Source organism: Candidatus Zixiibacteriota bacterium, from assembly GCA_035574315.1.
Taxonomy (GTDB): Bacteria; Desulfobacterota; Binatia; order UBA9968; family UBA9968; genus DATLYW01.
The window spans coordinates 68,004-94,036 of the sequence record DATLYW010000047.1; the positions used below are offsets into that span (position 1 = coordinate 68,004).

At 65.0% G+C, this 26,033-nt stretch carries 25 protein-coding genes; 8 read left to right on the top strand and 17 right to left on the bottom strand.

What is annotated here, in order from left to right; all coding sequences use genetic code 11:
• Window positions 1-116 precede the first annotated feature (116 nt).
• The 8 genes from VNN77_16050 (at window position 117) to VNN77_16085 (ending at window position 10,012) form a co-directional block, all read left to right on the top strand.
• Window positions 117-1,166 carry an amidohydrolase family protein gene (locus VNN77_16050; protein HXG52911.1) on the top strand — a complete coding sequence of 350 codons (1,050 nt, stop codon included), beginning with the start codon at window positions 117-119 and terminating at the stop codon, window positions 1,164-1,166.
• Window positions 1,163-1,648, top strand: coding sequence for a tripartite tricarboxylate transporter TctB family protein (locus VNN77_16055; GenBank protein ID HXG52912.1), 486 nt, complete (start codon window positions 1,163-1,165; stop codon window positions 1,646-1,648). Before VNN77_16050 ends, VNN77_16055 begins: the two co-directional genes overlap by 4 nt.
• A gap of 84 nt (window positions 1,649-1,732) precedes the next feature.
• Window positions 1,733-2,764: a tripartite tricarboxylate transporter substrate-binding protein gene (locus tag VNN77_16060; protein ID HXG52913.1), complete on the top strand. Its 1,032-nt coding sequence runs from the start codon at window positions 1,733-1,735 to the stop codon at window positions 2,762-2,764.
• A 448-nt stretch (window positions 2,765-3,212) separates the two neighbouring features.
• Window positions 3,213-4,238, top strand: coding sequence for a tripartite tricarboxylate transporter substrate-binding protein (locus tag VNN77_16065; protein HXG52914.1), 1,026 nt, complete (start codon window positions 3,213-3,215; stop codon window positions 4,236-4,238).
• A gap of 76 nt (window positions 4,239-4,314) precedes the next feature.
• Window positions 4,315-5,400 carry a tripartite tricarboxylate transporter substrate-binding protein gene (locus tag VNN77_16070; protein HXG52915.1) on the top strand — a complete coding sequence of 362 codons (1,086 nt, stop codon included), beginning with the start codon at window positions 4,315-4,317 and terminating at the stop codon, window positions 5,398-5,400.
• 140 nt (window positions 5,401-5,540) lie between these two features.
• The gene (locus tag VNN77_16075) at window positions 5,541-7,040 is read left to right on the top strand and encodes a tripartite tricarboxylate transporter permease (GenBank protein HXG52916.1); all 1,500 of its coding nucleotides are present in this window, start codon (window positions 5,541-5,543) and stop codon (window positions 7,038-7,040) included.
• 186 nt (window positions 7,041-7,226) lie between these two features.
• Window positions 7,227-8,894 carry an amidohydrolase family protein gene (locus VNN77_16080; GenBank protein ID HXG52917.1) on the top strand — a complete coding sequence of 556 codons (1,668 nt, stop codon included), beginning with the start codon at window positions 7,227-7,229 and terminating at the stop codon, window positions 8,892-8,894.
• 122 nt (window positions 8,895-9,016) lie between these two features.
• Entirely contained in the window at window positions 9,017-10,012 is a 996-nt protein-coding gene (locus VNN77_16085; protein HXG52918.1) for an amidohydrolase family protein, read from the top strand.
• Window positions 10,013-10,312: 300 nt separating this feature from the next.
• Here the strand turns inward: VNN77_16085 and VNN77_16090 are convergent, their stop codons facing one another.
• From VNN77_16090 to VNN77_16170, 17 genes are all read right to left on the bottom strand, one after another.
• Window positions 10,313-11,137, bottom strand: a complete 825-nt coding sequence (locus tag VNN77_16090; GenBank protein HXG52919.1) for a class I SAM-dependent methyltransferase — start codon at window positions 11,135-11,137, stop codon at window positions 10,313-10,315.
• Between the two features lie 156 nt (window positions 11,138-11,293).
• Window positions 11,294-11,773 carry a hypothetical protein gene (locus tag VNN77_16095; GenBank protein ID HXG52920.1) on the bottom strand — a complete coding sequence of 160 codons (480 nt, stop codon included), beginning with the start codon at window positions 11,771-11,773 and terminating at the stop codon, window positions 11,294-11,296.
• A gap of 542 nt (window positions 11,774-12,315) precedes the next feature.
• Window positions 12,316-12,717 (bottom strand): monovalent cation/H(+) antiporter subunit G, encoded by a 402-nt coding sequence (mnhG, locus tag VNN77_16100; protein HXG52921.1) that lies wholly within the window; start codon window positions 12,715-12,717, stop codon window positions 12,316-12,318.
• A complete protein-coding gene (locus tag VNN77_16105) occupies window positions 12,710-13,000 on the bottom strand; it encodes a cation:proton antiporter (GenBank protein ID HXG52922.1) in 291 nt (96 codons plus the stop codon). The genes mnhG and VNN77_16105 overlap by 8 nt, the downstream gene beginning before the upstream one ends.
• Window positions 12,997-13,476 (bottom strand): Na+/H+ antiporter subunit E, encoded by a 480-nt coding sequence (locus VNN77_16110; protein ID HXG52923.1) that lies wholly within the window; start codon window positions 13,474-13,476, stop codon window positions 12,997-12,999. The genes VNN77_16105 and VNN77_16110 overlap by 4 nt, the downstream gene beginning before the upstream one ends.
• Window positions 13,473-14,981, bottom strand: coding sequence for a Na+/H+ antiporter subunit D (locus tag VNN77_16115; protein ID HXG52924.1), 1,509 nt, complete (start codon window positions 14,979-14,981; stop codon window positions 13,473-13,475). Before VNN77_16115 ends, VNN77_16110 begins: the two co-directional genes overlap by 4 nt.
• Complete coding sequence (locus VNN77_16120) at window positions 14,978-15,325, bottom strand: Na+/H+ antiporter subunit C (protein HXG52925.1); 348 nt, start codon at window positions 15,323-15,325, stop codon at window positions 14,978-14,980. The genes VNN77_16115 and VNN77_16120 overlap by 4 nt, the downstream gene beginning before the upstream one ends.
• Window positions 15,325-15,738: a Na+/H+ antiporter subunit B gene (locus VNN77_16125; GenBank protein ID HXG52926.1), complete on the bottom strand. Its 414-nt coding sequence runs from the start codon at window positions 15,736-15,738 to the stop codon at window positions 15,325-15,327. The genes VNN77_16120 and VNN77_16125 overlap by 1 nt, the downstream gene beginning before the upstream one ends.
• Entirely contained in the window at window positions 15,735-18,032 is a 2,298-nt protein-coding gene (locus VNN77_16130; GenBank protein ID HXG52927.1) for a putative monovalent cation/H+ antiporter subunit A, read from the bottom strand. The genes VNN77_16125 and VNN77_16130 overlap by 4 nt, the downstream gene beginning before the upstream one ends.
• A gap of 162 nt (window positions 18,033-18,194) precedes the next feature.
• The gene (locus tag VNN77_16135; GenBank protein ID HXG52928.1) at window positions 18,195-18,872 is read right to left on the bottom strand and encodes a hypothetical protein; all 678 of its coding nucleotides are present in this window, start codon (window positions 18,870-18,872) and stop codon (window positions 18,195-18,197) included.
• Entirely contained in the window at window positions 18,869-20,044 is a 1,176-nt protein-coding gene (locus VNN77_16140) for a VCBS repeat-containing protein (GenBank protein HXG52929.1), read from the bottom strand. The genes VNN77_16135 and VNN77_16140 overlap by 4 nt, the downstream gene beginning before the upstream one ends.
• Window positions 20,041-20,439 (bottom strand): cytochrome c, encoded by a 399-nt coding sequence (locus VNN77_16145; protein ID HXG52930.1) that lies wholly within the window; start codon window positions 20,437-20,439, stop codon window positions 20,041-20,043. Before VNN77_16145 ends, VNN77_16140 begins: the two co-directional genes overlap by 4 nt.
• Entirely contained in the window at window positions 20,403-21,851 is a 1,449-nt protein-coding gene (nrfD, locus tag VNN77_16150; protein ID HXG52931.1) for an NrfD/PsrC family molybdoenzyme membrane anchor subunit, read from the bottom strand. The genes VNN77_16145 and nrfD overlap by 37 nt, the downstream gene beginning before the upstream one ends.
• A 66-nt stretch (window positions 21,852-21,917) precedes the next feature.
• Complete coding sequence (fdh3B, locus tag VNN77_16155) at window positions 21,918-22,499, bottom strand: formate dehydrogenase FDH3 subunit beta (protein ID HXG52932.1); 582 nt, start codon at window positions 22,497-22,499, stop codon at window positions 21,918-21,920.
• Window positions 22,500-22,582: 83 nt separating this feature from the next.
• Complete coding sequence (locus tag VNN77_16160) at window positions 22,583-25,420, bottom strand: formate dehydrogenase subunit alpha (GenBank protein ID HXG52933.1); 2,838 nt, start codon at window positions 25,418-25,420, stop codon at window positions 22,583-22,585.
• An 83-nt stretch (window positions 25,421-25,503) separates the two neighbouring features.
• Window positions 25,504-25,710: a hypothetical protein gene (locus VNN77_16165; GenBank protein HXG52934.1), complete on the bottom strand. Its 207-nt coding sequence runs from the start codon at window positions 25,708-25,710 to the stop codon at window positions 25,504-25,506.
• A gap of 37 nt (window positions 25,711-25,747) precedes the next feature.
• Window positions 25,748-25,996: a hypothetical protein gene (locus VNN77_16170; GenBank protein ID HXG52935.1), complete on the bottom strand. Its 249-nt coding sequence runs from the start codon at window positions 25,994-25,996 to the stop codon at window positions 25,748-25,750.
• Between the last annotated feature and the right edge of the window lie 37 nt (window positions 25,997-26,033).

Sequence of the window (26,033 nt, forward strand, 5' to 3'; positions counted from 1 at the left end):
AACCGCCCGCCCATTGCCTCGGTTTTCCCCATATGATAATCAGCGACCGGCGCGGGGATGCACGCGGACCCGCCTCAGGCCGGGCCGCGCGCGGCCAGCGGCCGGATAAAGGAACCATGGGACGCCCGGACTTGCAAAGCGTGAAGGTGATCGACGCCGACGGCCACGTGCGCGACCGGGACGCCGATATCCGCAAGTTCATGGCCGAGCCTTACTGCCGGCGCCAGGGATCGCTGCTGCCGAGCGATGTTTGGGACTCCAGCATGTACGGGAAGCTCGGGCTCTACGTCACCGACCTCGCGACGCGGCTCCGCGACATGGACACCGAGGGGATCGACATCGCCGTGCTGTTCCCTACCAGCGGCTTTGCGGTGACCCAGCTCCCCGAAAAGGACTACGCGGCGGCTTACTGCCGCGCCTACAACGACTGGGTGGCGAGCATTTGCGCCGAGAGCCCCCGGCTGAAGGCGGTCGCCCTGGCTCCCTTCCAGGACGTGGACGCCGCCTGCAAGGAGATCCAGCGGGCGATCACCGGGCTCGGCCTCGCCGGCATCACCGTCGCCACCTTCGGCATGAAGGAACACCTCGGGCAGCCCGTCCACTGGCCGATCTTTCAGCTGCTGCAGGATCTCGACGTTCCCCTTCTCGTCCACAACTCGCGCCAGGGTCCGGCCGGCGAGATTCGCTTCGACACCTTCCTCTTCCGCCACACGGTCGGGCGGCCGTTCGAGACGCTGCTCGACTGCGCGGCGCTGGTTTACGGCGGGGTGCCGGAGAAGTTTCCCGATCTCAGGATCGCGTTCCTCGAGTGCGGCTGCGGCTGGGTTCCGTACTGGATGGACCGGATGGACGAGGAGTGGGAGAAGCGGAAATCCGAGGCGCCGCTGCTGAAGAAGAAGCCGAGCGAGTACATGACCGCCGGCAACTGGTTCTACGCAACCGAGCCGGAGGAGAGCACGCTCCCTTACGTCCTGGAAAAGATCGGCGAGGACGTCATTCTGTTCGCCTCCGACTATCCCCACTGGGACGGCGGTTTTCCGCACATGGTTTCCACCGTGAGGGGGCGCAAGGACATCACCGAAAAGCAAAAAGAGAAGATCATGTGCGCCAACGCGGCCAGACTTTACGGCTGGCGCACGCAGGAATCGGAAAGGAGTCACAGTTGAAGATCAGACCCGCGGCCGTTTTCAGTCTCTGCGCCCTGGTGTTTTTCGGGGTGTTCGTCTATCAGGCGCAGGAGTGGCGGCTCCAGGCGCGGCTTTATCCTTACGCGATCGGTTTTCCGATGCTGGCTCTGGCGATCGCCCAGGTGATCCTGGACCTCAGAGGCTACACGGCGAAGCAACGGGCCGACGCCACGCCCATGGATCGCCAGTTCGCCCAGGGAGTCGACGCCGGCGTCGCCCGGCACCGTACGTGGAATATTTTCGCCTGGATCTTCGGCTTTTTCCTTTCCATCTGGCTCCTCGGATTCTCCCTCAGCGTCCCTTTACTCGTTTTCACCTATCTCAAGATCCAGTCCCGCGAGCCGTGGCCGCTGTCGGTGATCCTTACCGCCTCCTCGTGGCTGATCTTCTACGGGCTGTTCATCAGGCTGCTCAATCTCCCCTTCCCGGAGGGTCTGGTTTTCTCCTGGCTCGGCATCTGAGGCCGCCCGCCTCTTGAACCGCAGCGCAATGATGATAAGAGAGTTGGAAATTTCAGGCATCCCTACATCCTGGAGGTATACAGCATGAGGAAAGTTTTCGCGGGGCTCGGCTTCGTTTTGCTTCTGTGCCAGAGCGTGCAAGCGCAGGCCCCTTTTTACCAGGGAAAGACGATCACCATCGTCGTCGGCACCAAGGCCGGCGACGCCTATGACCTTTATCCCCGGATGCTGGCGGAGTTCATGCCCAAATACATCCCGGGGAACCCCAACATCATCGTGCAAAACGTGCCAGGAGCCGCGTCGATGATCGCGGCGAACCAGGTCTACAACGTCGCCAGGCCCGACGGCCTCACCATCGGCGCGATCTATCCGGCACTTTACTTCGACCAGCTCGCAAAGAAGAAGGAGGTCCGGTTCGACTGGACCAGGTTCGGCTGGATCGGAAGCCCGGTGACCTCGAACCACCTTCTGTACATGAGGGCGGACGCCCCGTACAGGTCGATGGACGACATCCGCAACGCCGCGACAGCGCCCAAGTGCGGCTCCAACGGCGTTACCTCCACGGGGTACTACCTTCCCAAGCTGATGGAGGAAACGCTCGGCACCAGGTTCAATATCGTCCTCGGATATCAATCCGGCCAGGACGTCGACCTCGCGGTCGAGCGCGGCGAGGTGGTCTGCCGCGCCTTCACGATTACGGCCTACTTCGCCCGCGAGCCGTTCATCACCTGGCGCAAGAACAAGTTCGTCAACGTCCTGATGCAGAGCGGGGCGAAACGTGACGCGCGTCTCAAGGACGCTCCCACGATCTATGAGCTGATGGACCGCTACAAGACATCGGAAGCCGGCCGGAGCCTGGCAAAAGTCGTGCTTTCCGCCGGCGAGTTCGGCCGCCCGCTGGTGCTGCCTCCGGGCGTCCCGGCCGACCGGGTCAAAATCCTGCGCGACGCTTTCACCAAAGCGCTGGCCGATCCCGGATTGCAGGCGGCGGCGGAAAAGCGCAAGCTCGAGCTCGACCCGGCGGCGGGCGAGGAACTGGAAAAGCTTGCGAAGGAAGTGATAGGCGTAAGCCCGGCGATCGCCACGCGTGTCGGGCAGATGTTGAGCGGCAAGTAAAATAACGGTTCCCGGTTGGAGGTTCGAGGTACAGAACCGGGACCGGAGACCGAAGACCGGGGACCGGCACGAATGGCTTGAACCGTTTGAACGGAGCGAATGAACGCCTTGAACTTTTGAACGGTTTGAACCGGAGCGAAGCGACCTCGGTACAGACCGGAGACCGGGCACCGAAGACCGGCACGAACCGCTCGAACCAAGCGTCGACGATTGATCCGCTTGAACCTTTGAACGCCTTGAACTTTTGAACACCTTGAACGGAGCGAAGCGATTGAACGCCTTGAACCTTTGAACGGTTTGAACTTTTGAACTGCTTGAACGGTTTGAACCGGAGCGAAGCGACCCTGAGGAGCCAGGCAACCGATGGTCACGTAGCAACGATCCTGCGATAAACAGCCGGGCCGGTCCCCGGCCCGGCTCCAACTTCACGGGGAGGGAGGACCTACTTATGGTTGTATGTCTTGTTTTGCTGGCATTTCTGGCCGCAAGCACGACGGCCGGCGCGCAGACACCCTTCTACCAGGGAAAGACGATCACCATCGTGGTCGGCACCAAAGCCGGCGACGTCTACGATCTCTACCCGCGGCTCCTCTCGGAATTCCTGCCCAAATACATTCCCGGCAGCCCCAACATCATCATCCAGAACGTCCCGGGGGCGGCCTCGCTGATTGCCGCCAACCAGGTCTACAACGTCGCCAGGCCCGACGGGCTGACGATCGCGGCCATCTATCCCGCGCTCTATTTCGAGCAGCTCATCAAGCGACCCGAGGTGAAGTTCGACTGGAACAAGTTCATCTGGATCGGCAGCACGGTCACGTCGAACCACCTGCTCTATATGCGCGCGGACACGCCCTACAAGACGATCGAGGACGTGCGCAAGGCGTCGACCGCCCCCAAGTGCGGCGCCACCGGGGTCACCTCGACCGGCTACTACATGCCCAAGCTGATCGACGAGACGATCGGCACCAGGTTCGACATCGTCTCGGGCTACGTCTCGGGCCAGGACATCGACCTCGCGGTCGAACGCGGGGAGCTGCAGTGCCGGGCCTTCACGATCACGGCCTACTTCGCCCGCGAGCCGTTCATCACCTGGCGCAAGAAGAAATTCGTCAACGTCCTCATCCAGACCGGGAGCAAGCGCGACGCGCGGCTCAAGGACACCCCGACCATCCACGAGCTGATGGACCAGTACAAGACGCCCGCCGGGCCGCGCGCCCTCGCCAAGGTCGTGCTCGCCGCCGGTGATTTCGGCCGGCCGCTCGTTTTTCCTCCCGGCGTTCCCGCCGACCGCGTGAAGATCATGCGCGACGCGTTCAACAAGGCGGTCAACGACCCCGCCCTTCTCGCCGAGGCGGAAAAACGGCGTCTGGAGATCGATCCGGGGACCGGCGAGGAGCTCGAGGCGCTCGCCAAAGAGGTCATGAGCACCACGCCGGACGTTGTGCAGCGGGTGCAGAAGCTCCTCGGGAAGTGACGCGCTTTCGCGGGCCCGGGAAGAAAGGGCCCGGCGGCGCAAACGACTGCCGCCACGCAAGATACGAGGAACCACGATGAACAGGGCGTTTCGGATCGTGGGAACGGAAGGCACGGGGAAGCGAGGAGCGAGGCCGGCGGCCTTGCTCCTCGGTCTGGCGCTCGTCGCCGGCGTCAGCCCGGCGCAGGCCGCGGACGCGCCGTTCTACCAGGGAAAGAGCATCAGGCTCGTCATCGGCTCGACCGCGGGCGGCGGCTACGATCAGTGGCCGCGGCTCGCGATCCGCTATCTCTCGCGGCACATTCCGGGCAACCCCGAGATCGTGCCGCAGAACATGCCGGGCGCGGGCGGGATCGTCGCCGCCAACTACCTCTACAACATCGCCAGGCCCGACGGGCTCACCATCGGCGCGTTCAATCCCGCTCTCTACTTCGACCAGTTGATCAAGCGCGACGAGGTCAAGTTCGACTGGGGGAAGTTCACCTGGATCGGCTCGCCCGAGCAGAACGAGATCCTTCACTTCATCCGGGCCGACACGCCCTACAAGACGATCGACGATCTGCGCAACGCGAAGGTGCCTCCGCGGTGCGGCAGCTCCGGCACCGGCACCACCGGCCACTACATCCCCCGCCTCATGGAGGAGGTGCTCGGCGTCAAGACCCACATCGTCGGCGGCTATCAGGGGGGAGCGGAGATCGATCTGGCGATCGAGCGCAACGAGGTGGTCTGCTGGTCGCCGGTCGTCGCGACCTACTTCGGGCGCGAACCGTACAAGCGGTGGCACCAATCCGGCTTCACGCGGGTCGTCATGCAGACCGGCACGAAACGCGATCCGCGTCTGAAGGACGTGCCGACTCTGTGGGAGCTGATGCAACGTTACGGGACGCCCGATTCCGGGAAAAGGCTCGCCAAAGTCATTCTCACCGCCGTCACTCTCGGACGTCCGGTCAGCGCCCCGCCCGGAGTCCCGCCCGACCGGGTCAGGATCCTGCGCGACGCATACGCCAAGGCGATGAGCGATCCGGAGCTCAGGGCGGAAGCCGCCAGGCGCGGCTGGAACGTGAACCCGCTGGCCGGGGAAGAGCTGGAGGCCCACGCCAGAGAGGTCATCGCCCAGCCGCCGGACGTCGTCGAGAAGATGAAATGGGTTCTCGGCAAGTGAAACGCCGAACCTCGTCACGCACCGCTCGAACACGAAGCGACGGCGAGCGGCCGCGATACCGCCGGCCCGGTTGACCCGCGCCCCGATATAGGGTAAGGAGCATGCTCCAAGCCATTCGTTGAATTTTGCGGGGGAAAGCGATGCTCGAGGCGTTCGTTATCGGCTTCTGGAAAGTGGTGGCCTGGCCGGCTTTCGGCTACCTGCTGATCGGGATCGCCATCGGGTTTTTCGTCGGACTGCTTCCCGGTCTCGGCGGCCTCGCCACGCTCGCCCTCATGCTCCCCTTTTCCTACACGATCAAGACGCCGATCGAAGCGTTCGCTTTCCTGCTGGGCATGCTCGCGGTCACGGGGACCACGGGCGACCTCACATCCATTCTCTTCGGAATCCCCGGCGAGGGCTCCTCGGCGGCGCTCATCATGGACGGCTATCCCATGTCGAAAAACGGCGAGGCCGGGCGCGCGCTCGGTGCGGCCATCATGAGCTCCGTGATCGGCGCAATCGTGGGCGCCCTCTCGCTGGCGATCTCGATCCCTATCATGCGGCCGCTGGTCCTGCTGTTCGGTTCCCCCGAGCTCTTCATCATCGCCATCATGGGCATCACTTTCATCGGCACGCTCGCCGGAGCCTCGCTGATCAAGGGGCTGCTCGCCGGAGGCATCGGCCTGATGCTGGCCGCCATCGGAGTCGACCCGCAAACCGGCTCGCTGCGCTATACCTTCGGCACCCTCTACCTCTGGGACCGCCTCGACCTGATTCCGGTGGTCGTCGGACTGTTCGCGATCCCCGAGATCGTGGATCTCGCCGTTCGAGGAACCAGCATCGCCAGCAACAAGCAGGAAAAGCTGACCGGCGTGATGGAAGGCGTCAAGGACACCTTCCGCCATTTCTGGCTCGTGATCCGCTGCAGCTTGATCGGCGTCTACTTCGGGGTGCTGCCGGTGCTGGGCGCCAACGTCGCCCAGTGGATCTCCTACGCTCACGCGGTGCAAAGCCTCAAGGACAAGTCGCGGGCCGGAAAGGGCTGCGTCGAGGGCGTCCTTGGCCCCGGGGCGGCCAACAACTCCACCCGCGGCGGCGACCTCATTCCGACCGTCGCTTTCGGCATTCCCGGCAGCGGCGCGATGGCGCTTCTGCTGGGCGCCCTGTTGATCGTCGGACTGAATCCCGGCCCCGAGATGCTCAAGAGCCACCTCGACGTCACCTTCGCGATGGTCTGGGTGCTCATCATCGCCAACATCATCGTGGCCGCGATCTGTTTCCTGATCCTGAACCACCTCGCCGCGCTCACTTTCATCCGCGGCTCGCTTTTGATCCCTTTCCTGCTTTTTCTCGTCTTCATCGGCTCGTTCACCGCGAACAACTCGCTCGAGGACATCATCGTGACGCTGATCTTCGGCGTCGTGGGCTACTTCATGGTGATGTTCGGCTGGCCGCGGCCGCCGCTGATCCTCGGCCTGACGCTGGGCAAGATCGCGGAGAACTACCTCTGGATCTCGACCGCGGCCTACGGCGCGAAGTGGCTCGCGTTCCCCAGCGTCGTGATCCTGATCCTGATCACGATCTTCACGGTCGCCTACCCCACGATCAAGGAACGCATGGGCCGCGCCCGCTACGAGCGTCCGGAAGACGTAATGTAATCAAAAACGGTTTCCGGTTTGCCGTTCTTTCGTTCTTCCCGGTCCGCGGTCTCCGGTCTTCGGTCCGCCGTCCGGCGGCACGGGTCGAACGGCTCGAACGCCCGCCGGAGGCGGTCCTTCTCCGTTGACATGCGCCGCGGAACAATGGGATAAGCGAGAAAAGCCCGGAAAGGAGGCTCCGATCCCATGGCTCACGACCTCGTGATACGCGACGGCACCGTCGTCGACGGCACCGGCGGCCCCGCCTTCGAAGCCGACATCGCCATCGACGGCGAGAACATCACCGCGATCGGCAAGAACCTCGGCAAGGGAGCGAAGGAAATCGACGCGCGCGGAAAGGTGGTGGCGCCCGGCTTCATCGACGCCCACACGCACATGGACGCCTTCGTCGTCCAGTATCCGCACGGCAACCCGGTGGTCAACTACGGCGTCACGACCATCGTCATCGGCGACTGCGGCGCCTCGTGCGCTCCGGTCCCTCCCCGACCGGAGCCGCGCCAGGTCCTCGTCCAGTATCTCCGCAGAGTGCTGGACAAATACGTCGACGACAAGGACTGGAAGTGGAGCACGTTTCCGGACTACCTGAACTATCTCGAGGGCAACGTCGCGGTGAACGTCGCCGCGCTGATGCCCCACTCTCCCGTTCGCCTCACGGTCATGGGCGAAGCGGCCTACGCGCGCGAGGCGACCGCGGAGGAGCTCGAAACGATGAAGCGGATGGTGCGCGAAGGCATGGAAGCCGGCGCGGTCGGCTTTTCGACGAGCCCCCGGGGCGGACCGGCGATCCATGCCGGCACGCCCAGCACGTTCGCGACGCACGACGAGATCGTCGAGCTGGCGAACGTCGCCGGCGAGTTCAACGGCTGCTTCCAGTTCAACGGCTTCGGCATGATCCTCAAGCCCGAGACCGGCGTCCCGGCGATGCTCGAGCGGATTCGCGCGACGCAGATCGGCAACGAGTTCCGCATCCGCCCCGGCGAGAAGGAGGACGGCCCGAAGGCGATCCGCTACATGGCGGAGGCGCAAAAACGCGGGCAGAACATCTACGGCGTCGTCATTCCCTATCAGCACATCCGGCGCTTCACCGTCAGGGACTGCTTCATCCTGAACGGTCTTCCGGCCTGGGAAGCGATCAAGGGCGCGCCCGATCTCGGCGCGCAGCTTCGGCAGAGCGACATCCGGCGGCGGCTCGAGCAGGAGCGAACGGCCGGCGCCGGCAAGCCCGAATTCCCCGAATGGCACGGATGGGAGCGGGTGGTCTTCGAGCGCCTCGAGAAGCCCGAGCTGAAAAAGCTCGAGCTCAAGAACGTCGTCGAGATCGCCCGGCTCACCGAGAAGCCCCCGGTGGACGCCTTTTTCGACACGTGGCTCGAGGACGACCTGCGCTCGCGCTGCGTGTACTACGGGCTCGCCAACGCGCACATGGAGCTGCTCGCCGACATGATCAAATCCCACACCAGCCTCATCGGCACCGATGTCGGAGCGCATCTCGACCGTTTCTTCTGGCACGGCGCGCCCGCCAAGGTTCTGGGCTACTGGCGCCGCGAGAAAAACCTTTTCAACCTCGAGCAGGCCGTGCACAAGCTCACCGGGTTTCCGGCCGAGAGGCTGCGCCTGAACCGCGGGCTGCTCAAGCCGGCGATGCCGGCCGATGTCACGGTCTTCGACGCCGATCGGATCGACGACCTGGTGAGCGAGAGGCTGCCCGAAATGGTCGATGCCCAGGAAGTGAAGAGACACCCGCCGGGGATCAAGGCCGTGGTGGTCAACGGCCAGGTGGTCGTCGAGGACGGCTGTTCCCGCGACGTCTTCCCCGGACGCGTGCGGCGCCAGCAGATCTGCCGGCCGCATTAATAAGGAGTTCGCCGGCGCCGCTCCGCGGCACGCTTTGAACGCGAGCGAAGCGACTTTGTGTGACTCCGCTCCGCTCTCTCCGCGGCCGGAGAGAGCGGGCGGAGCGCCCGAGAGGAATCCCCATGAATCCATGTGCGATCGATATCCATCACCACTACGTGCCTGAAAGCCTGCTGGAGGAAGCCAGGCGCCACGGCCGAACCATGGGCGTCGAGCTCAAGGAAGTCGACGGCGAGAAATCGCTTTCGTTCGCGGGCGGACCGCCTTTCGTGCTCCACCCCGAGCTTCCGGCCGTCGAGAAGCGACTCGAGATGATGCAGAATTCCAGGCTGGCGATGGCCGCGCTCGAAGCCCACACCGCGACCCTCGGCTACCGCCTGAGCGGCGAGCAGGGAGAGACCTGGTGCCGGGTCTACAACGAGGGGATCAAGGATCTGGTGGCGCGCCATCCCGACCGTTTCGTCGGCATGGCTTCCGTGCCGCTGCAGGACCCGGCGCGCGCCGCCAGGGTGCTCGAGGACGCGATTCGCGATCTCAAGCTGCGCGGAGGCTATATCGGCACCAACGTGAACGGCACCTACTACGGCAGCACCGACTTCGACCCTTTCTGGGCCAAGGCGCAGGAGCTGGACGCTCTGATCGTCATGCACCCCGAGGACGTCGCGGGCTCGGAGCGGATGGGTCCCTACGGGCTGAAGCTCATCTGCGGCAATCCCGCCGACAGCGCTCTCTCGCTCTGCTTCATGACCTACAGCGGGGTCTTCGACCGCTTTCCCGGCCTGAAGCTATGCGTGCTCCACGGCGGCGGATTTTTCCCCTACCACCTCGGCCGTTTCGACCAGGGATGGCAGGTCCGTTCGGGGCCGCGTGCACCCGCGGCCAGGAAGCCGCCGAGCGGCTACCTCGGAAACATCTACTACGACAACATGCTCTATCGCGTCGACACGATCGACTATCTGCGGCGACTGGCCGGCGCCGACCACATCATGGTGGGGACCGACTACCCTTACTCCCTCGGAGACTGGAAAGCGGTCGAGAAGGTCGAAGCGCTCGACTGTCCCGACGCCGAAAAGCAGCTCATGCTGGAAGGAAACGCGAGGCGACTGCTGAAATTGTAGAGGGGTCGCTTCGCTTCAGTTCGGACCGTTCAAGCCGTTCAAAAGTTCAAACCGTTCAAGGGTTCAAGCGGATCAATCGTCGACGCTTGGTTCGAGCGGTTCGTGCCGGTCTTCGGTCCCCGGTCTCCGGTCTGTACCGAGGTCGCTTCGCTCCGGTTCAAACCGTTCAAGCAGTTCAAAAGTTCAAACCGTTCGAAGGTTCAAGCGGTCCGGGCATCACACCTCGAGCTTGAACCTCGAACTGCTCACTGCTGACCGGCGTGTTCGTACCGGTCCGCCGCCGCTCTTCTGGCGGCGGGGCTAGCGCGTGGCGCGGAAGCGGCTGTCGCTGCCGCCCGAGCGCGCCGTTCCCTCGATGACGTTACCGCCTACCCGGCCCACGTACTGCGCGCCTCCGGCCGTGAACGTGATCTGATCGCCGTTCAGCCGGCCCTTGACCGGCACGCTGCCTTTCCCGGTCTTCAGCGTTCCGGAAATCATCTGGAAGCTCTGCTTCAGGGTCAGATCCCCCTGCGGCAGCCGCCACGTGCCCTCGACCTTCGCGGGCACGATCCAGAGGAGCGCGGTGCAGTAGGACGCGCAGTCGTCCTTGACGGTCGCCTCCTCGTCCGCCACCCACTCTCCCATCGTGAAGGAGTTGGAAACGACTCGCGTGCCGGGTTTCAGGTCGAGGATCTTGGGACGCAATTTCAGGTTGATGTCCGGAAGCAGGAACATCGTGATCACCGTCGCCTGCGACAAGTCGGTCTGGAACAGGTCCTGCCTGACGAAGCTCGCGCGATCGCTCACGCCCTCCCGCGCGGCGTTGCGCTTCGACAGCTCGACCATGTCGGGATTGTACTCGACGCCGATCGCCCTGGCGCCGCGCTTGGCCGCGCTGATCACGGTCCGGCCGTCGCCGGACCCGAGGTCCATCACCACGTCGTTGGGCGTCACCCTGGCCATGTCCAGCATCTTCTCGACCAGCGCCTGCGGCGTCGGCACCCAGATGACGTCCTTGCCCGCCTGGCCGACCTGCGGCTGGAACTCCTCTCGCGCCGGCTGAGCCTGCGCAAAGGCGCAACCGAGCGCGAGCGTCAGAAGAACCGCGGGAAGCCGGACGCGACGGAAACAGGGAAGATTCATCTTGTTCTCCTTCTTGCTTCTTGATGTCAGTGGTGCGTCTACGAGGTGCCACCCCGGGCTCGCCCGCGCCGACGTCGACGGACGGGCTTGCAGGCAATCGAGGTTGATTACCCTATGGCGGGTCAAATGTCCAGCGCACCGGGCCGGGTTGATGCTTCACCGGGCGTCTGCCTGCTTCCGCCGCCGCCGGCGCCCCGCCGGAGCCCCGTCGGAGGCCTTGATCAGACCGCCCTGCAGGGGGATTTTTCGTGTAACCGGCCCGCGGGCCGTTCGCTTCTTGTCTGTTGCGATCCCTGACCGCTTGGCGTTCATCGAATCGGCCAACCCCCGGCGCACGTAACGAGGGTCGAGCCCCAGAGCCTCGCAAACGTTGGCAAACGAAAATAGCCAGTCGGGATCATCCGTCAGGACCCATTCCATGGTTTCCTGGAACAGGCGCCTGCCCTTTCCCGACGGACAGCCCGAATACTTTCGCAAACAGAGCACCGCGTCTTCCAGAACCGCCAGGACGAGTCGCTTCTCCGGTTGAAGGTAGCTCGTTCTCTTGAACGTCTGAAAGAATTCGAACGGCGACAGCGGGTCAAACTCGAACAGGGCCGACGACCGCTCCTCGGCTGTCGATCCGTCTCGTAGCATCACCGGGTTTTCACCTCCGCCGAAGCGCGGCAGATATCAGCCGAACTTTCGGCTCAAAGAGTCGGTTTCGGTTCGCACAGCGGGTGCTACCTTCGAACGGGCAGCCCGCGCGGCGACGATCAGATGGGTGTTATGACAGCGACGCCGGCTCGACGGCGGTCGGAGGTGAGCGGGTGAGGTTGCCGGCAATCACCGGCCAGGTACGAAGGTTCTGCTTCAGGTCGAAATCGAGAAGGGACGAGGACCACGGCAGGCTGGCCTTCCCTCCGCCGTCCCGGAGGACCGGATGGAAGTTTTGATCCCGATAGCTCGAAACCGGGTTGGTTTTCCCGGTTTTCGCTGGTGAAAGGTGGAGACGCGACTGGCCGGTAATTCCGTCGACGGAGTGGTGCGGCGAAAGGAAAAGCAGGGTAAAGGCGACCGCGAGCCCGCAGGGCAGGGCGCTCCGGAAAAGCCGTTTCCTTCCAGGCTGCCGATGCACGAAGGGATTGTTACAAACCCCTCGGTGAAACGTCAATCGCGCCCTTCCTCTCCGTGAACGATCAGGGGCCCGGAACGCGTTTTCCGCCGCCCGCCGTGCTTTCGGCGTCCCCGCCACCCGCCAGCCGATGCGTCTGCGGGTCGTAATGGCCGCGCAGCTCATCGACCAGCGTTTTCTCCCAGAGCGGCACCCCGACGAAGTATGCAGCCCTCGCGATCATGTGAGCGGCGACGGGCGCGGTCAGGAGAAAAAAGAAAATCGTCAGGATCGCGCGAATCGCCAATCCGAGATCCTCCATCGAAAGCGCCACCGACAGCAGAATGCAGCCGATTCCCAGGGTCGACGCTTTCGTGGCGCATTGCATTCGGGTGAAGAGATCGGGCATTCGCGTCACGCCGATCGAGGCGGCGAGCAGAAAAACGGCCCCGACGATCAGGAGCGCCCCTTCCAGCCAATCACTCATCGCGCCCCCTACGTTCCAGGTAGCGGGCGAAGGCCACCGTTCCTAAAAACGAAATCAACGCCAGCACGATCGCGGCGTCGAGAAACACCGCACGCCGCGTGGCCAGGGTCTCCACCGCCAGGATCGCCGCCGCGATGACCGTGATCAAATCGAGCGCGACCACGCGGTCGGGAAGGCTGGGGCCCCGCACCAGACGGAGGAACCCCAACGCCAGCGCCGCCGTCAGAACCGCCAGTCCTGCGTCGGCCGGCTCGAAAACCGCACTGGGGACGACCGAGGTCATGGTCCTAACACCTCCAACACCCTTTTTTCGAAGCCGTCCTTGATCTTTCGTCGCACCGCGTCGATGTCGTCGTCGATGTACATGACGTGGACGTACAATACCCGCCGATCGCTCGATACGTCCAGGCTCAGAGTCCCGGGAGTCAACGTAATGAGGTTGGCGAGAAGCGTGATTTCCGCGTCGGTGCGCGCGTCGAGCGGGACGGCGACCACTCCTGGACGCATGAAGTATCTCGGCGTCAACACATCGTAGGCGACCCGCAAGTTGGCAAGGATCAGCTCCCATACCGTGAACAGGAACAACCCGATGCTTTGCCGCGTCTTGATCAGGTAGTCGGGTCTGCCCACGATCCGCCGCGCGAAGTACAGGATGAAAAACCCGAGCGCGAAGCCGGCGATCAGCCCTGCCGGCCGGTAATTTTCAGTCATCGCCGCCCAGGCGAGCGCGAGAAGAATGTTCCAGAGAAAAGCGGTCACCGGCCCTCCCCCAGCACCGCGCGCACGTATGCGTCCGGCTCCATCAGCTGGCGTCCCGCCTCGACCGCCAGAGATAGAAAAATTTCTGCCGCCAGCCCCATGGCCACGATCGCCGCGCAAACGAGGACAATCGACGCCGCGGACAGCGGCGACACCCGGCGATCTCGCGTATCCCCTGGCGATCCCCCGCTCCGGGTTTCAGGCGCCTTCTTCCAGAACACCTCGTTCCAGATCTTGATCATCGAGAAAAGCGTCAACAAGCTCACTCCGAGAGCGGCGACGACGATCCCGTATTGCCCGTCGACCAGCCCGGCCCGGATCAGCGCGAGCTTGGCGAAAAACCCCGACGAGGGGGGAATCCCTGCCAGAGAAAGTGCGGCGATCAGGAACAGAGCCGCCAGCCACGGGTGCGGCCCGTAGAGGCCGCCGAGTTTTTTCAGGTCGTAGGTCCCGCGCAGCCGGTAAACAACCCCGCTCACGAGGAACAGGGCGGATTTGGCGAAGATGACGTGCATCATGAAGTAAACCGAGCCGGCCAGCGCCGCCGCGGTGAGCAATCCGAGGCCCATCAACAGGTAACCGATCTGGCTTACGATATGGAAAGCCAGCAGGCGGCGAAATTCGAGCTGCGCCACGGCCCCGAGCACGCCGGTAACCATGGTGAGGCCGCCAACGACGAGAATCCAGGCGTGGGTGTAGCCGGGCTCGCCGACAAACAGCAGCGTGAAAGTGCGGATCAACGAGTACACCCCGACCTTCGTCAAGAGCGCGGAGAAAATCGCCGAAACGGCGACCGGCGGCGTGTGATACGAAGCCGGTAGCCAGAAAAACAACGGGAACGCCGCCGCTTTGATGCCGAAGGCGACGAAAAAAAGCATTGCGACGGTCGTGATCAGGCCCCGATGCGCCGGCTCCTTCAGCTTCACGGACAGATCGGCCATGTTGAGCGTGCCGGCGATTCCGTAAAGAATCCCGACGGCCGCGAGGAACAACGCGGACGAGATGAGATTCAGCGTGACGTACTTGATCGCGCCCTCGAGCTGGGCCTCCTCGCCACCGAGCGCCAGGAGCACGAAGGACGCCATCAGCATCACCTCGAACCAGACGTACAGGTTGAAGAGATCGCCCGTGAGAAAAGCGCCCGATACTCCCATGAGAAGGACCATCAGCAGCGGATAATAGCCAAACGACTCCCGAGGCCGATCCATTTCGGCGAGGGAATACAGCGTGACGCAGAACCCCATAAACCCGGTCACCGCGACCATGATGGCGCTGAACTGGTCCGCCACCAGGGTAATGCCGAAGGGTGCCGGCCAGTCGCCGATCTGGAGCGCGTGAATGCCCCTTTCGCTCACCTGCTTCAACAACGCGAAGGCGGATACCAGTAGCGCGGACGCGCCGGTCATCGCCATCCATCGGTGCACGCGACGGCTGCGCCAGGCCAGGAGCGAGGCGACGGCAGTGAGCAGCGGGATCAGGACTGGAAGCACGAGCAGAAGAGTCACGTGTCGGTTCCTTTCATCCGATCCAGGTCGTCCGCGCCAACGATCTGATGGGCTCGATAGGCGAGCACCATCGAAAAAGCCAACACGCCGAATCCGATGACGATGGCCGTCAGAATCAAAGCCTGCGGCAGTGGATCGGCGAAAAGCCCGTCCGGCCTTGTCTCCCCTTCGGCGATCAACGGCGGCGCCGTGCGCGTAAGCCCGCCGGCGACGAAGATCAGCAGATTGGCGGCGTTGCCGAGGAGGGCGAGACCGAGAATGAGCTTGACGATGCTGCGCCGCAGCATCAGGTACAGCCCGGCGGCGTACAGCACGCCAACCGCAACGGCCAGGACCGGTTCCACTATTCCTCCATCAGTGAAAAAACGATCGTCAGCGTGACGCCGGTCACGACCATGTAGACCCCCGCGTCGAACAGCAGAGGAGTCCCGATTGCGATCCGGCCGAAATTCTCCGTCGACCACACAAGCCACCGGCCCGTAAGAAACGGCTGCCGGTCGAGAATCCCGACGATGCCGCCGCCGGCGGCGGTGAGCAGTCCCAGCCCGGTCAGGACGATCGGGTCGATGCGCAGCGCCCGGCGCGCGGCCTCGATGTCGTAGGCGATCGCGCAGAGCGCGAACGCTCCGGACGCGACCAATCCGGCGACGAAGCCCCCGCCGGGCTCGTGATGGCCGCGGATGAGCAGGAAGATCGAGAACAGCAGGAGCAGCGTCAAGATGAGCCGAGTCGCTGTTTGCAGGATAAGCGACTTCACGATATTCCCTCGCCGCGCCCGAGCTTCAGAAGGGCGAAAACGCCGATCCCGGCGGCGGCCAGGACGGTGATCTCTCCGAGCGTATCCAGCGCGCGGAAGTCGACCAGGATGACGTTGACGATGTTCCGGCCGTGCGCCTTCGGAACGCTGCCTTCTGCGAAATACCCCGAGATGGAAGGTTGCAGCTGGACTTCGGTCGCGATCATGACAAGCAGGGTCATGAGGCCACCCGCCAGAAGCGCCACGACCGCGTCCCGCAGCCGCGCCCCCGGCGGCGACGAGGTCGCAAACCGCGGCAGAAAATAGAAAACCAGGACGAACAAAATCACCATCAGGGTCTCGAAAAGGAACTGCGTCATCGCCAGATCCGGCGCGCCGAAAAGGATGAAGATCAGCGCGAGCCCGTAGCCGACCACACCCAAAGCCGCGACGGCGCCCCACCTCGAATCCAGGGATGCCGTCGCCAAGGCGGCGGACATCACCAGCGCCGCAAGCGCCAGTTCGTAGAAGCGAAAATCCGACCACGCCGGATTCAGGCTCAGCGGGGCCGACCGCAGCAATGGCGCTCCGACGGCCGTGAGCGTCGCCGCAACAACGGTCAAAAGGTAATAACGCAGGTAGCCGTTCTGCAGAAGGCGGGTCTGCGTGCTCGCCGTGGCGTACAACGCTTCGAGCCCGCCCTCGTACCACCGCTCGGGTCCCCAGCGCTCGATCACGCGGATCCATCGCGGTTGCAGCGACCATCGTCGCCGGGAGGCGAAAACCGCGATGCCCCCGGCGAACGTGACGAGGCTCAGAAAGAAAGCCGGGGTAAAGCCATGCCAGAGTACCAGATCCACATCGACCGGCTTTCCTGCGATCGCCCGGGACGCGCTCGCCAGGAGCGACTCGTCGACTAAATCAGGCGCGAGGCCAAGCAGCAGTCCCGCGCCGGACAGCACGAGCGGTCCCGACCAAAGAGCTGTGGGGCCCTCGCGAGGCTTTCCAGGCGCGAGAAGCCGCCCGCTGAAGAACGGTTGGACGACCACGATCGCGGCCAGCGCGAAGAACAACGCGCTGGTCAGCGCGGCGGCGACCAGAAGAAGCGGCTCGCCGTCGGACAGCGCCGCGTAAACGCTCTCCTTGCCGAGGTATCCGAGAAACGGGGGCAGGCCCGCCATGGAAAAGGCCGCCAGGGCCGCTGCGGCCGCAGTGATCGGCATGGCTTGCCGCAGACCGCCGAGCCGGCTCACGTCCCGCGTTCCGGTTTCATGGTCGACGACACCCGCAATCAAGAACAGCGCGCCCTTGTAAAGCGCATGGCCGAACAGGAACACCGCCGCTCCGGCAAGGGCCTCAGGCGTGCCGACACCGAGGAGGAAAGTCATCAGTCCCAGGGCGCTCACCGTCGAGTAAGCGAGTATCCGCTTGAGATCCGACTGCCCGAGCCCCAACCATGCCGCCGAAAGCATCGTGACTCCTCCCACCACCGTCAGGCTTTCCGACCAGAGCAGCGTTCCACCGAGCACCGGATTTAGCCGGCCGAGCAGGTAAATACCGGCCTTCACCATCGTAGCCGAATGGAGATAAGCGCTCACCGGAGTCGGCGCCTCCATGGCGTTCGGCAGCCAGAAATGAAACGGAAACTGGGCCGATTTGGTGAACGCCCCCGCCAGAGCGAGCGCCAGGACCGCCGGGTAGAGCGGGTGCGCGCGAACCGAGCCGGCCGCGCTCAAGAACTCGGAATACTCGTAGCTGCCCGTGACCTGGCCGAGCAGAACGAACCCCGCTAGTAGAGCGAGTCCTCCCGCGCCCGTCACGAGCAGGGCTTGCAATGCACCGGCTCGCGCTCGGTCGCGCTCGTGCTCGAACCCGATCAGCATGTAAGACGCAAAACCGGTCAGCTCCCAGAACACGAAAACGAGTAGCAGATTGTCGCTAACGACCAGGCCGAGCATCGAGCCCATGAACAAAAGCAGATACGAATAGAAGCGACCCAGCTCGGGGTGCCCGCGGAGATAAGAGCCCGAGTAGATCAGGACGATGCCGCCGACCCCGCTGATCAACAGGGCGAAGAGGAGGCTCCACCCGTCCACGTAAAACGACAGCCGAAGCCCGAGGCCGGGCACCCACGGATAAGAAGCGGAGAGCGGAGTCCCCGCGGCGATCCGAGGGAGGAGGGTTGCGAAATAGAACACCAGGGAAAACGGAAGCAAGGAGGAAAGAACGCCGGATGCGTTGCCGGCGAATCGGTGAAGTGCCGGCGCCAGGATGGAAAGCGTAAAAATGGAAAGCAGGACTGCGAGAACGTCCATTGCGCGACCGTTCGACGGCCGTCTGCTCGACGGCCTAAGCCCTTGTAAACTTTAGAACCGGGCCGATCAAGACCGCGGGCGGGAATTTTTCAGCGAATACCGCAGGTGAAAACCGGCCGACCTCGAACTTTGGAAGCCGGCACAGGCGCCGCCGCGCGCCGGCTAGAGGCCGACGCGCGCGTGGGCCAGGATCGAATGGATCGCGAGCGAGAGAGCGACCGCGAAAGAAGTGCCGAAGAGCGAAAGCGAGAGGATGCGAAGGAGCGTGACGTCCCGCTCGATGCGTTCTTTGTCGTAGCGCCACAGGGTGCCCAGGAAGAGCGCCGCCAGCACGACGAGAGAGAAGTCGATGACCGGGTGCGCGTAGATCAGCAGCCATCGCGAGCCGGGATGATTTTCCGCGAGCCATTCCGAAAGCCCGGCCCGCGGCAGATCGAGGAGCCATCCCCCGTAGAGCACGTGGAAGACGGACAGCGGCAGCACCGCAAGCCCGACGTAGACCACCGTCATCGCCAGCCGCAGCGTCGCCCAGCCTCGGGGAAAGCCGACGAGCGTCATCACGTACACCGCGATTCCCGTGCCGATCGCCCAGCCGACCACCTGGCCGTACGTGGTGCCCAGCACGATCAGAAAGCCCGTGACGGGATAAAGCGTCTCGGGAACCAGCCCCCGACCGGCGCCGAGCAAGTCCCACGCGGGCTTGCTCGCCGCGACCACGATCAGCAGGACGAGCGCGGCGGCGCCCGCGCCGATCAGGACGGGCTGCTTGAGCAGCTCCACCCAGGGTCGGTAATCCACGGTCTCGAAGTGGAACTCGCGCGTGGCATCGGCGCGGCTCATGGCGTCCTCCTGTTCCGGCCCGGCGGGGCAAAAGGGGCGAAGTCCCCCCGGCCGCTTCCCTTCAGCATCGCGATCGAACCGTGGCTCGCGGAAACCAGGGCGAGGTCGATCCTGCCGTCGCGGTCGAAGTCGGCGGCGGCGAGAGCGATGATGTCCTGCCCGACGCGCAGCGGCTCGCGCATCGTGAAGCCGCCCCTGCCGTCGCCGAGAAAGACCGAGATCTCGCCCGCCGTCCGGGCCGATCCCGCGAGATCGGAAATGCCGTCGCCGTTCAGGTCCGCCGCCGCCAGGCCGTGCGGATTGTTCCCCGTGGACACGGCGCCCGTCTTGCGCAGCGCGCCGCTGCCGTCTCCGCGGAGCAAAACGATCGCGTCTTCTCCGGCGCACGCGACCGCGAGATCCTGCTTTCCGTCGCGGTCCCAGTCGCCCTGCACCACGTAGTGCGGAAACCGGCCTGCCTCCACCCTCGCGGCCGCGCGGAATGTCCCGTCGCGCGTGCCGAGAAAAACGAAAAGCATGTGCCGGGCGAAGGTGCCCACCACGAGGTCCGGAATCCCGTCGCCGTTCAGCTCGACTCTCGTAACGATGTGGGGCGCGCGGCCGACCTCGTAGCTCGCGGCTTTGCGGAAATTCCCGCCGATATTTTCCAGCACCACCAAGCGCGCTTCCCTGGGCTGGGTCACGGCCAGATCGGGGCGCCCGTCGCCGTTCACGTCCAGCGCAGCGACGGACGCCGGCCCGTCGACCTCCGGGATGTCGGCGGCCCTGGAGAATTTTCCCTTGCCGTCCCCGAAATACAGGCTGAGATTGCCGCCGCCGGTGTTGGCGGTGACCACGTCCACCTTGCCGTCGCCGTTGAAATCCCCCGTCTCGACCCAGCTCGGGCCGATGCCGGTCGTATACGCGTGGTTGGAGCGGAAGTTTCCCGTCCCGTCGCTCAACAGGATCGCGACCTTGCGCTCGGCCGCCGCCGGGACCGCGACGTCGGGAACTCCGTCTCCGTCGAAGTCGGCCACTGCGATCGCGTGCGGCACGAGCCCGACCGCTTCGTGGCGGCTCGACGACGGGGAAGCGTGCGGCGGAGCATTTCCTGCCGAGCCGGCCGCGAGAGCTCCCGCGGCGAGCAAAAGGAACCCGGCGAGCGCGAACGGGCGCGACGCGGAAATCGTCATGATTCTTTCTTGCCGCCGAGAGTCCGCAAGTAGGCCACGATGTCCCAGACCTCCTGCTCGCTCAGCTGAAAGGCAAAGGGCGGCATCAGCCGGGTCTTTCCCACCGCCTCGCCCCCGCCGCGGACGATCTCGAAGAGATAGCGGTCAGACCGCATGGGGACGACCCGGGTCAGGTCGGGAACCGGGATCGGCGGCTTTTCGACCCGTTTCGACCAGTCCCAGCCCGTGCCGCCAGCGCCGTGACAGAGCACGCATTTCTCGGCGTACAATTCCCCGCCCTTCTCCGCGTCGCCGGCAGTTGCGGCCGCCGACAGGACCGCGGCGGCCGCCGCGAGCAACGCCGCCCCCGATCCACGCCTCAGCCGAGCCCCGGCGGTGGCAACGGAATCGGCCATGTCGAAGGGGTGAACGAGAGCGGAGCTTTGATGTCTCCGCCCCACACGACGACGAATCGCAGGACGGCTCCGCCGGTCAGAACCGAGACGAATTTCACGAGCGCAACGGCGTTGGCGGCCGTGCGGCCGCCGGGCTCCGCCGCGAATTCGATCAACGTCAGCGCTATGGGGAGCGCGAGCGCCAGGCCGACCACGCCGATCCAGAACCAGCGCGCCAGGTCCCGCCCGTGGGGCAGTCCGTAAAAAACCCGCGGCGTCGCGGCGACACTGACCGCGCCGGCGAGCGCTGCTTCCGCGGTTCCCCGGAAGAGAGCCGAAGGATAGGCCGGCCCTCCGGTCACGTAACGATAGGCGAGCCGCCGGCCGTTCGGCGCCAGAAACTCCCCGCCGGTCTCGAGATTCAACGGCAGGGGAAGGCCCGTCCGTGGAAGACTGTCGATCGCCACGCTTTCCTTCGGACCGAGCCCTGCGGCGACCTGCACCGCCTCCGGGTGAGACGGGCCCAGATAGACGTTGTAGGCCACTCCGAGCCGCCGCGGCGTTGCGATCACCAGCCGGCTTCCCGGCTTGCTGATCTCGATCAGGGTGTCGGCGGACATTCCCTCCTCGGCGCCGGTCGCCTGCCCGACCCAGGTGACCACCGCGACATAGGTTCCGGGCGCCAGCGCGCCTCCGGGCTCCACCTTGTACTGGAAGCGCTGGTTCGTCGGCGCGCCTGCGTGCCCGGCGAGCAGCCCGTCGTTGCTGAGATCGCGCATGAACCGGTACAGCTCCCATCCCTCGAGAGCCAGGAAGCACAGTAGTGCGACTCCGATCGCGCGCAGGGCGGGCCGCGGCTGGAGCTCCGGAAGCCCGAGCCACGGCCAGGCCAGCAGAGTGAGCAAGCCGGCTCCCGCCAGCCCGGTGTTCAGGCTCGAGGAGAGAAAGAGCGTTGGCAGATGGTCAGGGGACCAGAGCGGCACGTAAGTCGCTCCGCTCAGGAGAAAGCCCGTATAGGTCGACAGCAAGGCGAGCAGGGGAATGCCGATCACCGCCACGACGCGGCGCAGCCGCGGAAAGACGCGAAAGAACCAGAGCGCCGCGTAAAGAAGCGCGAGCGGCGCGCTCGCGCCGAGCACCCATCCTCCCCACGTCATCCAGGAGTTGTAGTTGGTGAAGAAAAGCGGAAAGCCGAAGCCCCGTTCCGGCTTGCCCAGGTGGGCGGTCAGAAAGATCCCCGCCAGCGCCAGAACCGGGATGACCCCGTACGCCGCGATGCGCGAGACCGCGAGCGCTCGCGTCGACCGGATGCCGACGAGGTCCGCCACGGCCGCCACGACGAACATCCCCGCGGCCAGCCCCCCGAGAAACAGATAGAGCGGCACGAGCGGATTGTGGCTCCATTTTTCCTGGAGAAAGACGATCGCGTCCATAGAACCCCGCATCGGACGGGCCGGCCCCGTCCGGGAGAGTCTCGACCCGCTTCCGGGAGCCCCGCGCTACGACCCCTTGCCGTAGGCGGTCTCCCAGCCCCAGGCGCCCGCGCCCGCGCCGCGCGCCGCCGCCCGCTGGCGCACGACCTTGGCCACCTCTTCGGCGTCTCCGGCAACGAGCGCTTTGGTCGAGCAAACCGAAGCGCACATCGGCAGCTTGCCCTCGGCGATGCGGTTGGAGCCGTAGAGCCGACGCTCGCGCTCGGAGAACGGCACCTCCGGGCCACCGGCGCAGTAGGTGCACTTGTCCATCACGCCGCGTGCGCCGAAGGCCGAGCCCTTCGGGAACTGCGGCGCCCCGAACGGGCAGGCGTACAGGCAGTAGCCGCAGCCGATGCAGGTCTCCTTGTTCAGCGCGACGATGCCGTCGGGGCGATGGTAGAGGGCGTCGACCGGGCAAACCGCCACGCACGGCGCCTTCGAGCAGTGCATGCATGGCACCGCCACGTTGGTCTCTCCCGGCTCCCCTTCGTTGATCGTGACCACGCGGATGCGCGCGATTCCCGGCGGAACGTTGTTTTCGTTCTTGCACGCGACCTCGCAGCCGCCGCACTCGATGCACCGCTTGGTGTCGATGTAGAACTTCATGCGGGCGCCCGAGATGCTGCCCAGCGACGGGAGCGCGTCCCTTGCAGGAATGGTGGTTTGTTGCGCCATATCGGCCTCCGTCCTCAGGACCGCTGCGGCTTGCTGATCCGGCACAGCCCGGTCTTGGTCTCCTGCATCTGCGTCACGCGGTCATAGCCGTAGTTGGTGATGACGTTGGCGGACTCGCCGATCGCGTACGGCACCGTCCCTTCGGGGTACTTGCCGGCGAGCGACCGCCCCTCGAACATCCCGCCCCAGTGAAAGGGCATGAACACGGTGTCCGGGCCGACGCGCTTGGTAACCTTGACCTTGACCCAGACGCGGCTCGGCCGCCCGTCGAGATCCTCGGGCGACTCGAGCCAGCAGTAGTCGCCGTGGCGCAACCCGTGGTCGTTGGCGACCTTCGGATGCACCTCGACGTAGACCTCGGGGTTCAGCTCCACCAGCCACCAGGAGTTGCGCTCGGCGGCGCCGCCCCCTTCCATTTCGACCACCCGGCCGGTCGTGAGGATGAGCGGATACTGCTTCACCCAGTCCGGCCTTTGCAGGCTCTTGTAGAGCTGCGGCAGCCGGTAGTGCTCCTTGACGTCGTCGTAGGTCGGCCACTTGACGATCAGGTCGGGCCGCGGGCTGTGGATCGGCTCCCGGTGCGTCGGCACCGGGTCCGGGATGTTCCACGAGTTGAACCGCGCCCGGCCGTTGCCGAACGGGCTCCGGCCTTCGGCCAGCGCCCTCTTGATCGCCTCCTGCGTGAGATCGCGGGCGTAATCCTTTTCGGCCGGGTATCCTTCCTTGGGCCCTCCCGGAGGAGCCGAGCCCTTGGCGGCGAGCAGGGTCTTGCCGTCGGGCGCCTTGGGCCCCCACGTCGCCCGGAAGCCGCAGCCTCCCTCGGATACGGGAATGTCGTTGCGGTACAGGATCGGCGTCCCGGGATGCTTCTCGCTCCAGCACGGCCACGGCAAGCCCCATTGCTCGCCGTTCACCGGACCGCCGATCGCTTTCTTGGTCCTGATGTCGAAGACGTGCGCCCACTCTTTCTGGCGCTTGAGCCGCTCGGGAGTCTGGCCGTTGTAGCCGATCGAGAGGCAGCTCATGTTGATCTCGCGCAGCACGTCCTCGAAGGTCGCCTCCGGCAGCGTCCTCACGTTCTTCATGCTCGCCGGCACGCCCTTCCAGTCTCCTTTCATGTTGTGGATGAACTGCTTCTTGAAGCCGAGGCGCTCGGCGAGATCGATCATGATCGCCAGGTCGGGCCTGGCCTCGAAGACCGGATCGACCACCTTGTCGCGCCACTGGAGATCGCGGTTGGTGTTGGTGGACGACCCCCACTGCTCGTAGTTCGTCGCCGCCGGCAGGAGGTAGACGCCGTCCTTGCGGTCGGGCAGCACGGCGGTGTTGGTCACGAACGGATCGACGTCGACGATCAGATCGACCTTTTCGAGCGCCTTCTTGACGCGGTCCATCTGCGACATCGAGTTCGTCGAGTGGCCCCAGAACATCACCGCCTTGAGGTTGACCTCCTGGCCGAGCTGCTTGGGATCGAGCAGCACCCCTTCGTACCAGCGCGCGACCGTGAATCCCGGCTTCTCCATCATCTTCTTGTCCTTGAAGCGGGATACCAGCCACTCGAGAGGCACGTCCCACACCTTGGAGTAATGCTCCCACGCGCTCTCGCCGATGCCGTAATAGCCCGGCAGGGTCTCCGGCCCGCCGCCGACGTCGGTCACGCCCTGAATGCTGTCGTGCCCGCGGAAGACGTCGCAGCCGCCGCCCGGCTTGCCCATGTTGCCCAGCACCATCTGGAGATGGCAGTAGGTCCGCACCACGCCCGTGCCGTGGTTGTGCTGCGTTCCTCCCATCGCCCAGATGACCGTGCCGGGGCGGTTTTCCGCCATCGCCCGGGCGACCCACTCGATGTCGGCCGCCGGAACCCCGGTGATGTCAGACGCGGTCTTGAGGTCGTACTTCGCCACCTCCTTCTTGAGCCCTTCGAAATCGTAGGTCCGCTCGGCGATGAACTTCTTGTCCTCCCAGCCCCTGGCCAGGATCACGTTGATCAGGCCGTAGACGAAGGCCACGTCGGTGCCCGAGCGCAGGCGGACGTACTTGTTGGCGAAGGCGGAGGTCTTGGTGAAGCGCGGGTCGACCGAGATGACGACCGCCCGGTTGTTCTCCTTCGCGGTGAGAATGTGCTGCATGGAGATCGGGTGGTTCTCCGCGGGGTTCATGCCGATGATCATGATGCTGCGGCTGTTGCGGATGTCGTTCTGGTGATTCGTCATCGCCCCGTACCCGAATACGTTGGCCAGACCGGCCACGGTGGTGGAGTGTCATATCCGGGCCTGGAAATCGGCGTTGTTGGTCCCCCACATCGCCGCCCACTTGCGGATGGCGTACCCGTTCTCGTTCGACTGGTGGGCCGAAAAATTGATCTGGAGGATGTCGGGGCCGTACCGCTTGCGCAGCTCGAGCAGCTTCGCGCTGATCTCCGACAGCGCCTGGTCCCACGAGAGGCGCTGCCACTTGCCGCCCGCGAGCTTCATCGGGTAGCGCAGCCGCTTTTCGTTCACGACCTTCTCCCGCGCGGCCGCTCCCTTGGAGCAGAGGCTCCCCTGATTGATGGGGTGCTCGAACCAGGGCTCCTGGCTGACCCAGACCCCGTTCTGCACCTCGCCGATCAGGCCGCAGCCCACCGCGCAATTGGTGCAGATCGTCTTGTGCTGCTCCAGCTTGGGCGGTTGCGGCTGCCGCCTGCCCTGTGCTTCCGTTTCCCGTACGAGCGACGGCCCCGCCAGGGCGGCGAGGCTCGCTCCGAGACCCCCGAGGCCCGCGGCCGCCAGAAACCGTCGGCGGTCGATCGCCGGTCCCGGCTGTCCCGAAGGCTGCCGGCCGCCATTGCCATCCGTTCGGATGAGCTTCATAGGGTCCTCCCCTCCGGCCAGCAGAGCCGGCCCGCAACGTCCGGCGGGCCGATGCAGCCGGCTATTCGTTTTCCGTCTCCGAGCTAGCGATAAAGGGTCCGGTAATACCGCTCCGCCTCCTCGGTGCGGCGGTACAGGATAGGGCCGGAATCCGGGGGTTCGGGAGCCTTTGCGAGCGCCCGGCCCTTTTTCCAGGAGAGCAGGAAGGCGGTCCCTCCTGTGATCGCGGCTAGAAAGCTGGCGAAGAATCTTCGCCGAGGTTGCCGCCCGATGAGATCGATCTTTTCCATGGCTCCCCTCCCTGTCACTGGCGGCCGCGGGAAAGGTTCAGCTGACGGAGATCAGCGAAGCGCAGGCGCAGCTCCCTCCGGCATCGTCGGGACCGAGCTGGACCTCGACGAAATAGCCTTCGCGGAGATCCTCCAGCGTTCCGCCCATCGTCCCCATCGTGGTCGGTTCGCGGATCTCGATGTTCGCGCCCTCCGGAAAGGTCAAGACGATCTCGCGACCGTCCTCGGTGGTGATCACCGCCCGGCGCCGGGCCGGATCAAGCTCTTTGATACGTGCTTCGATCATGGCCACCCCCGTCGAAAGATCCATTGACCCTGATGAG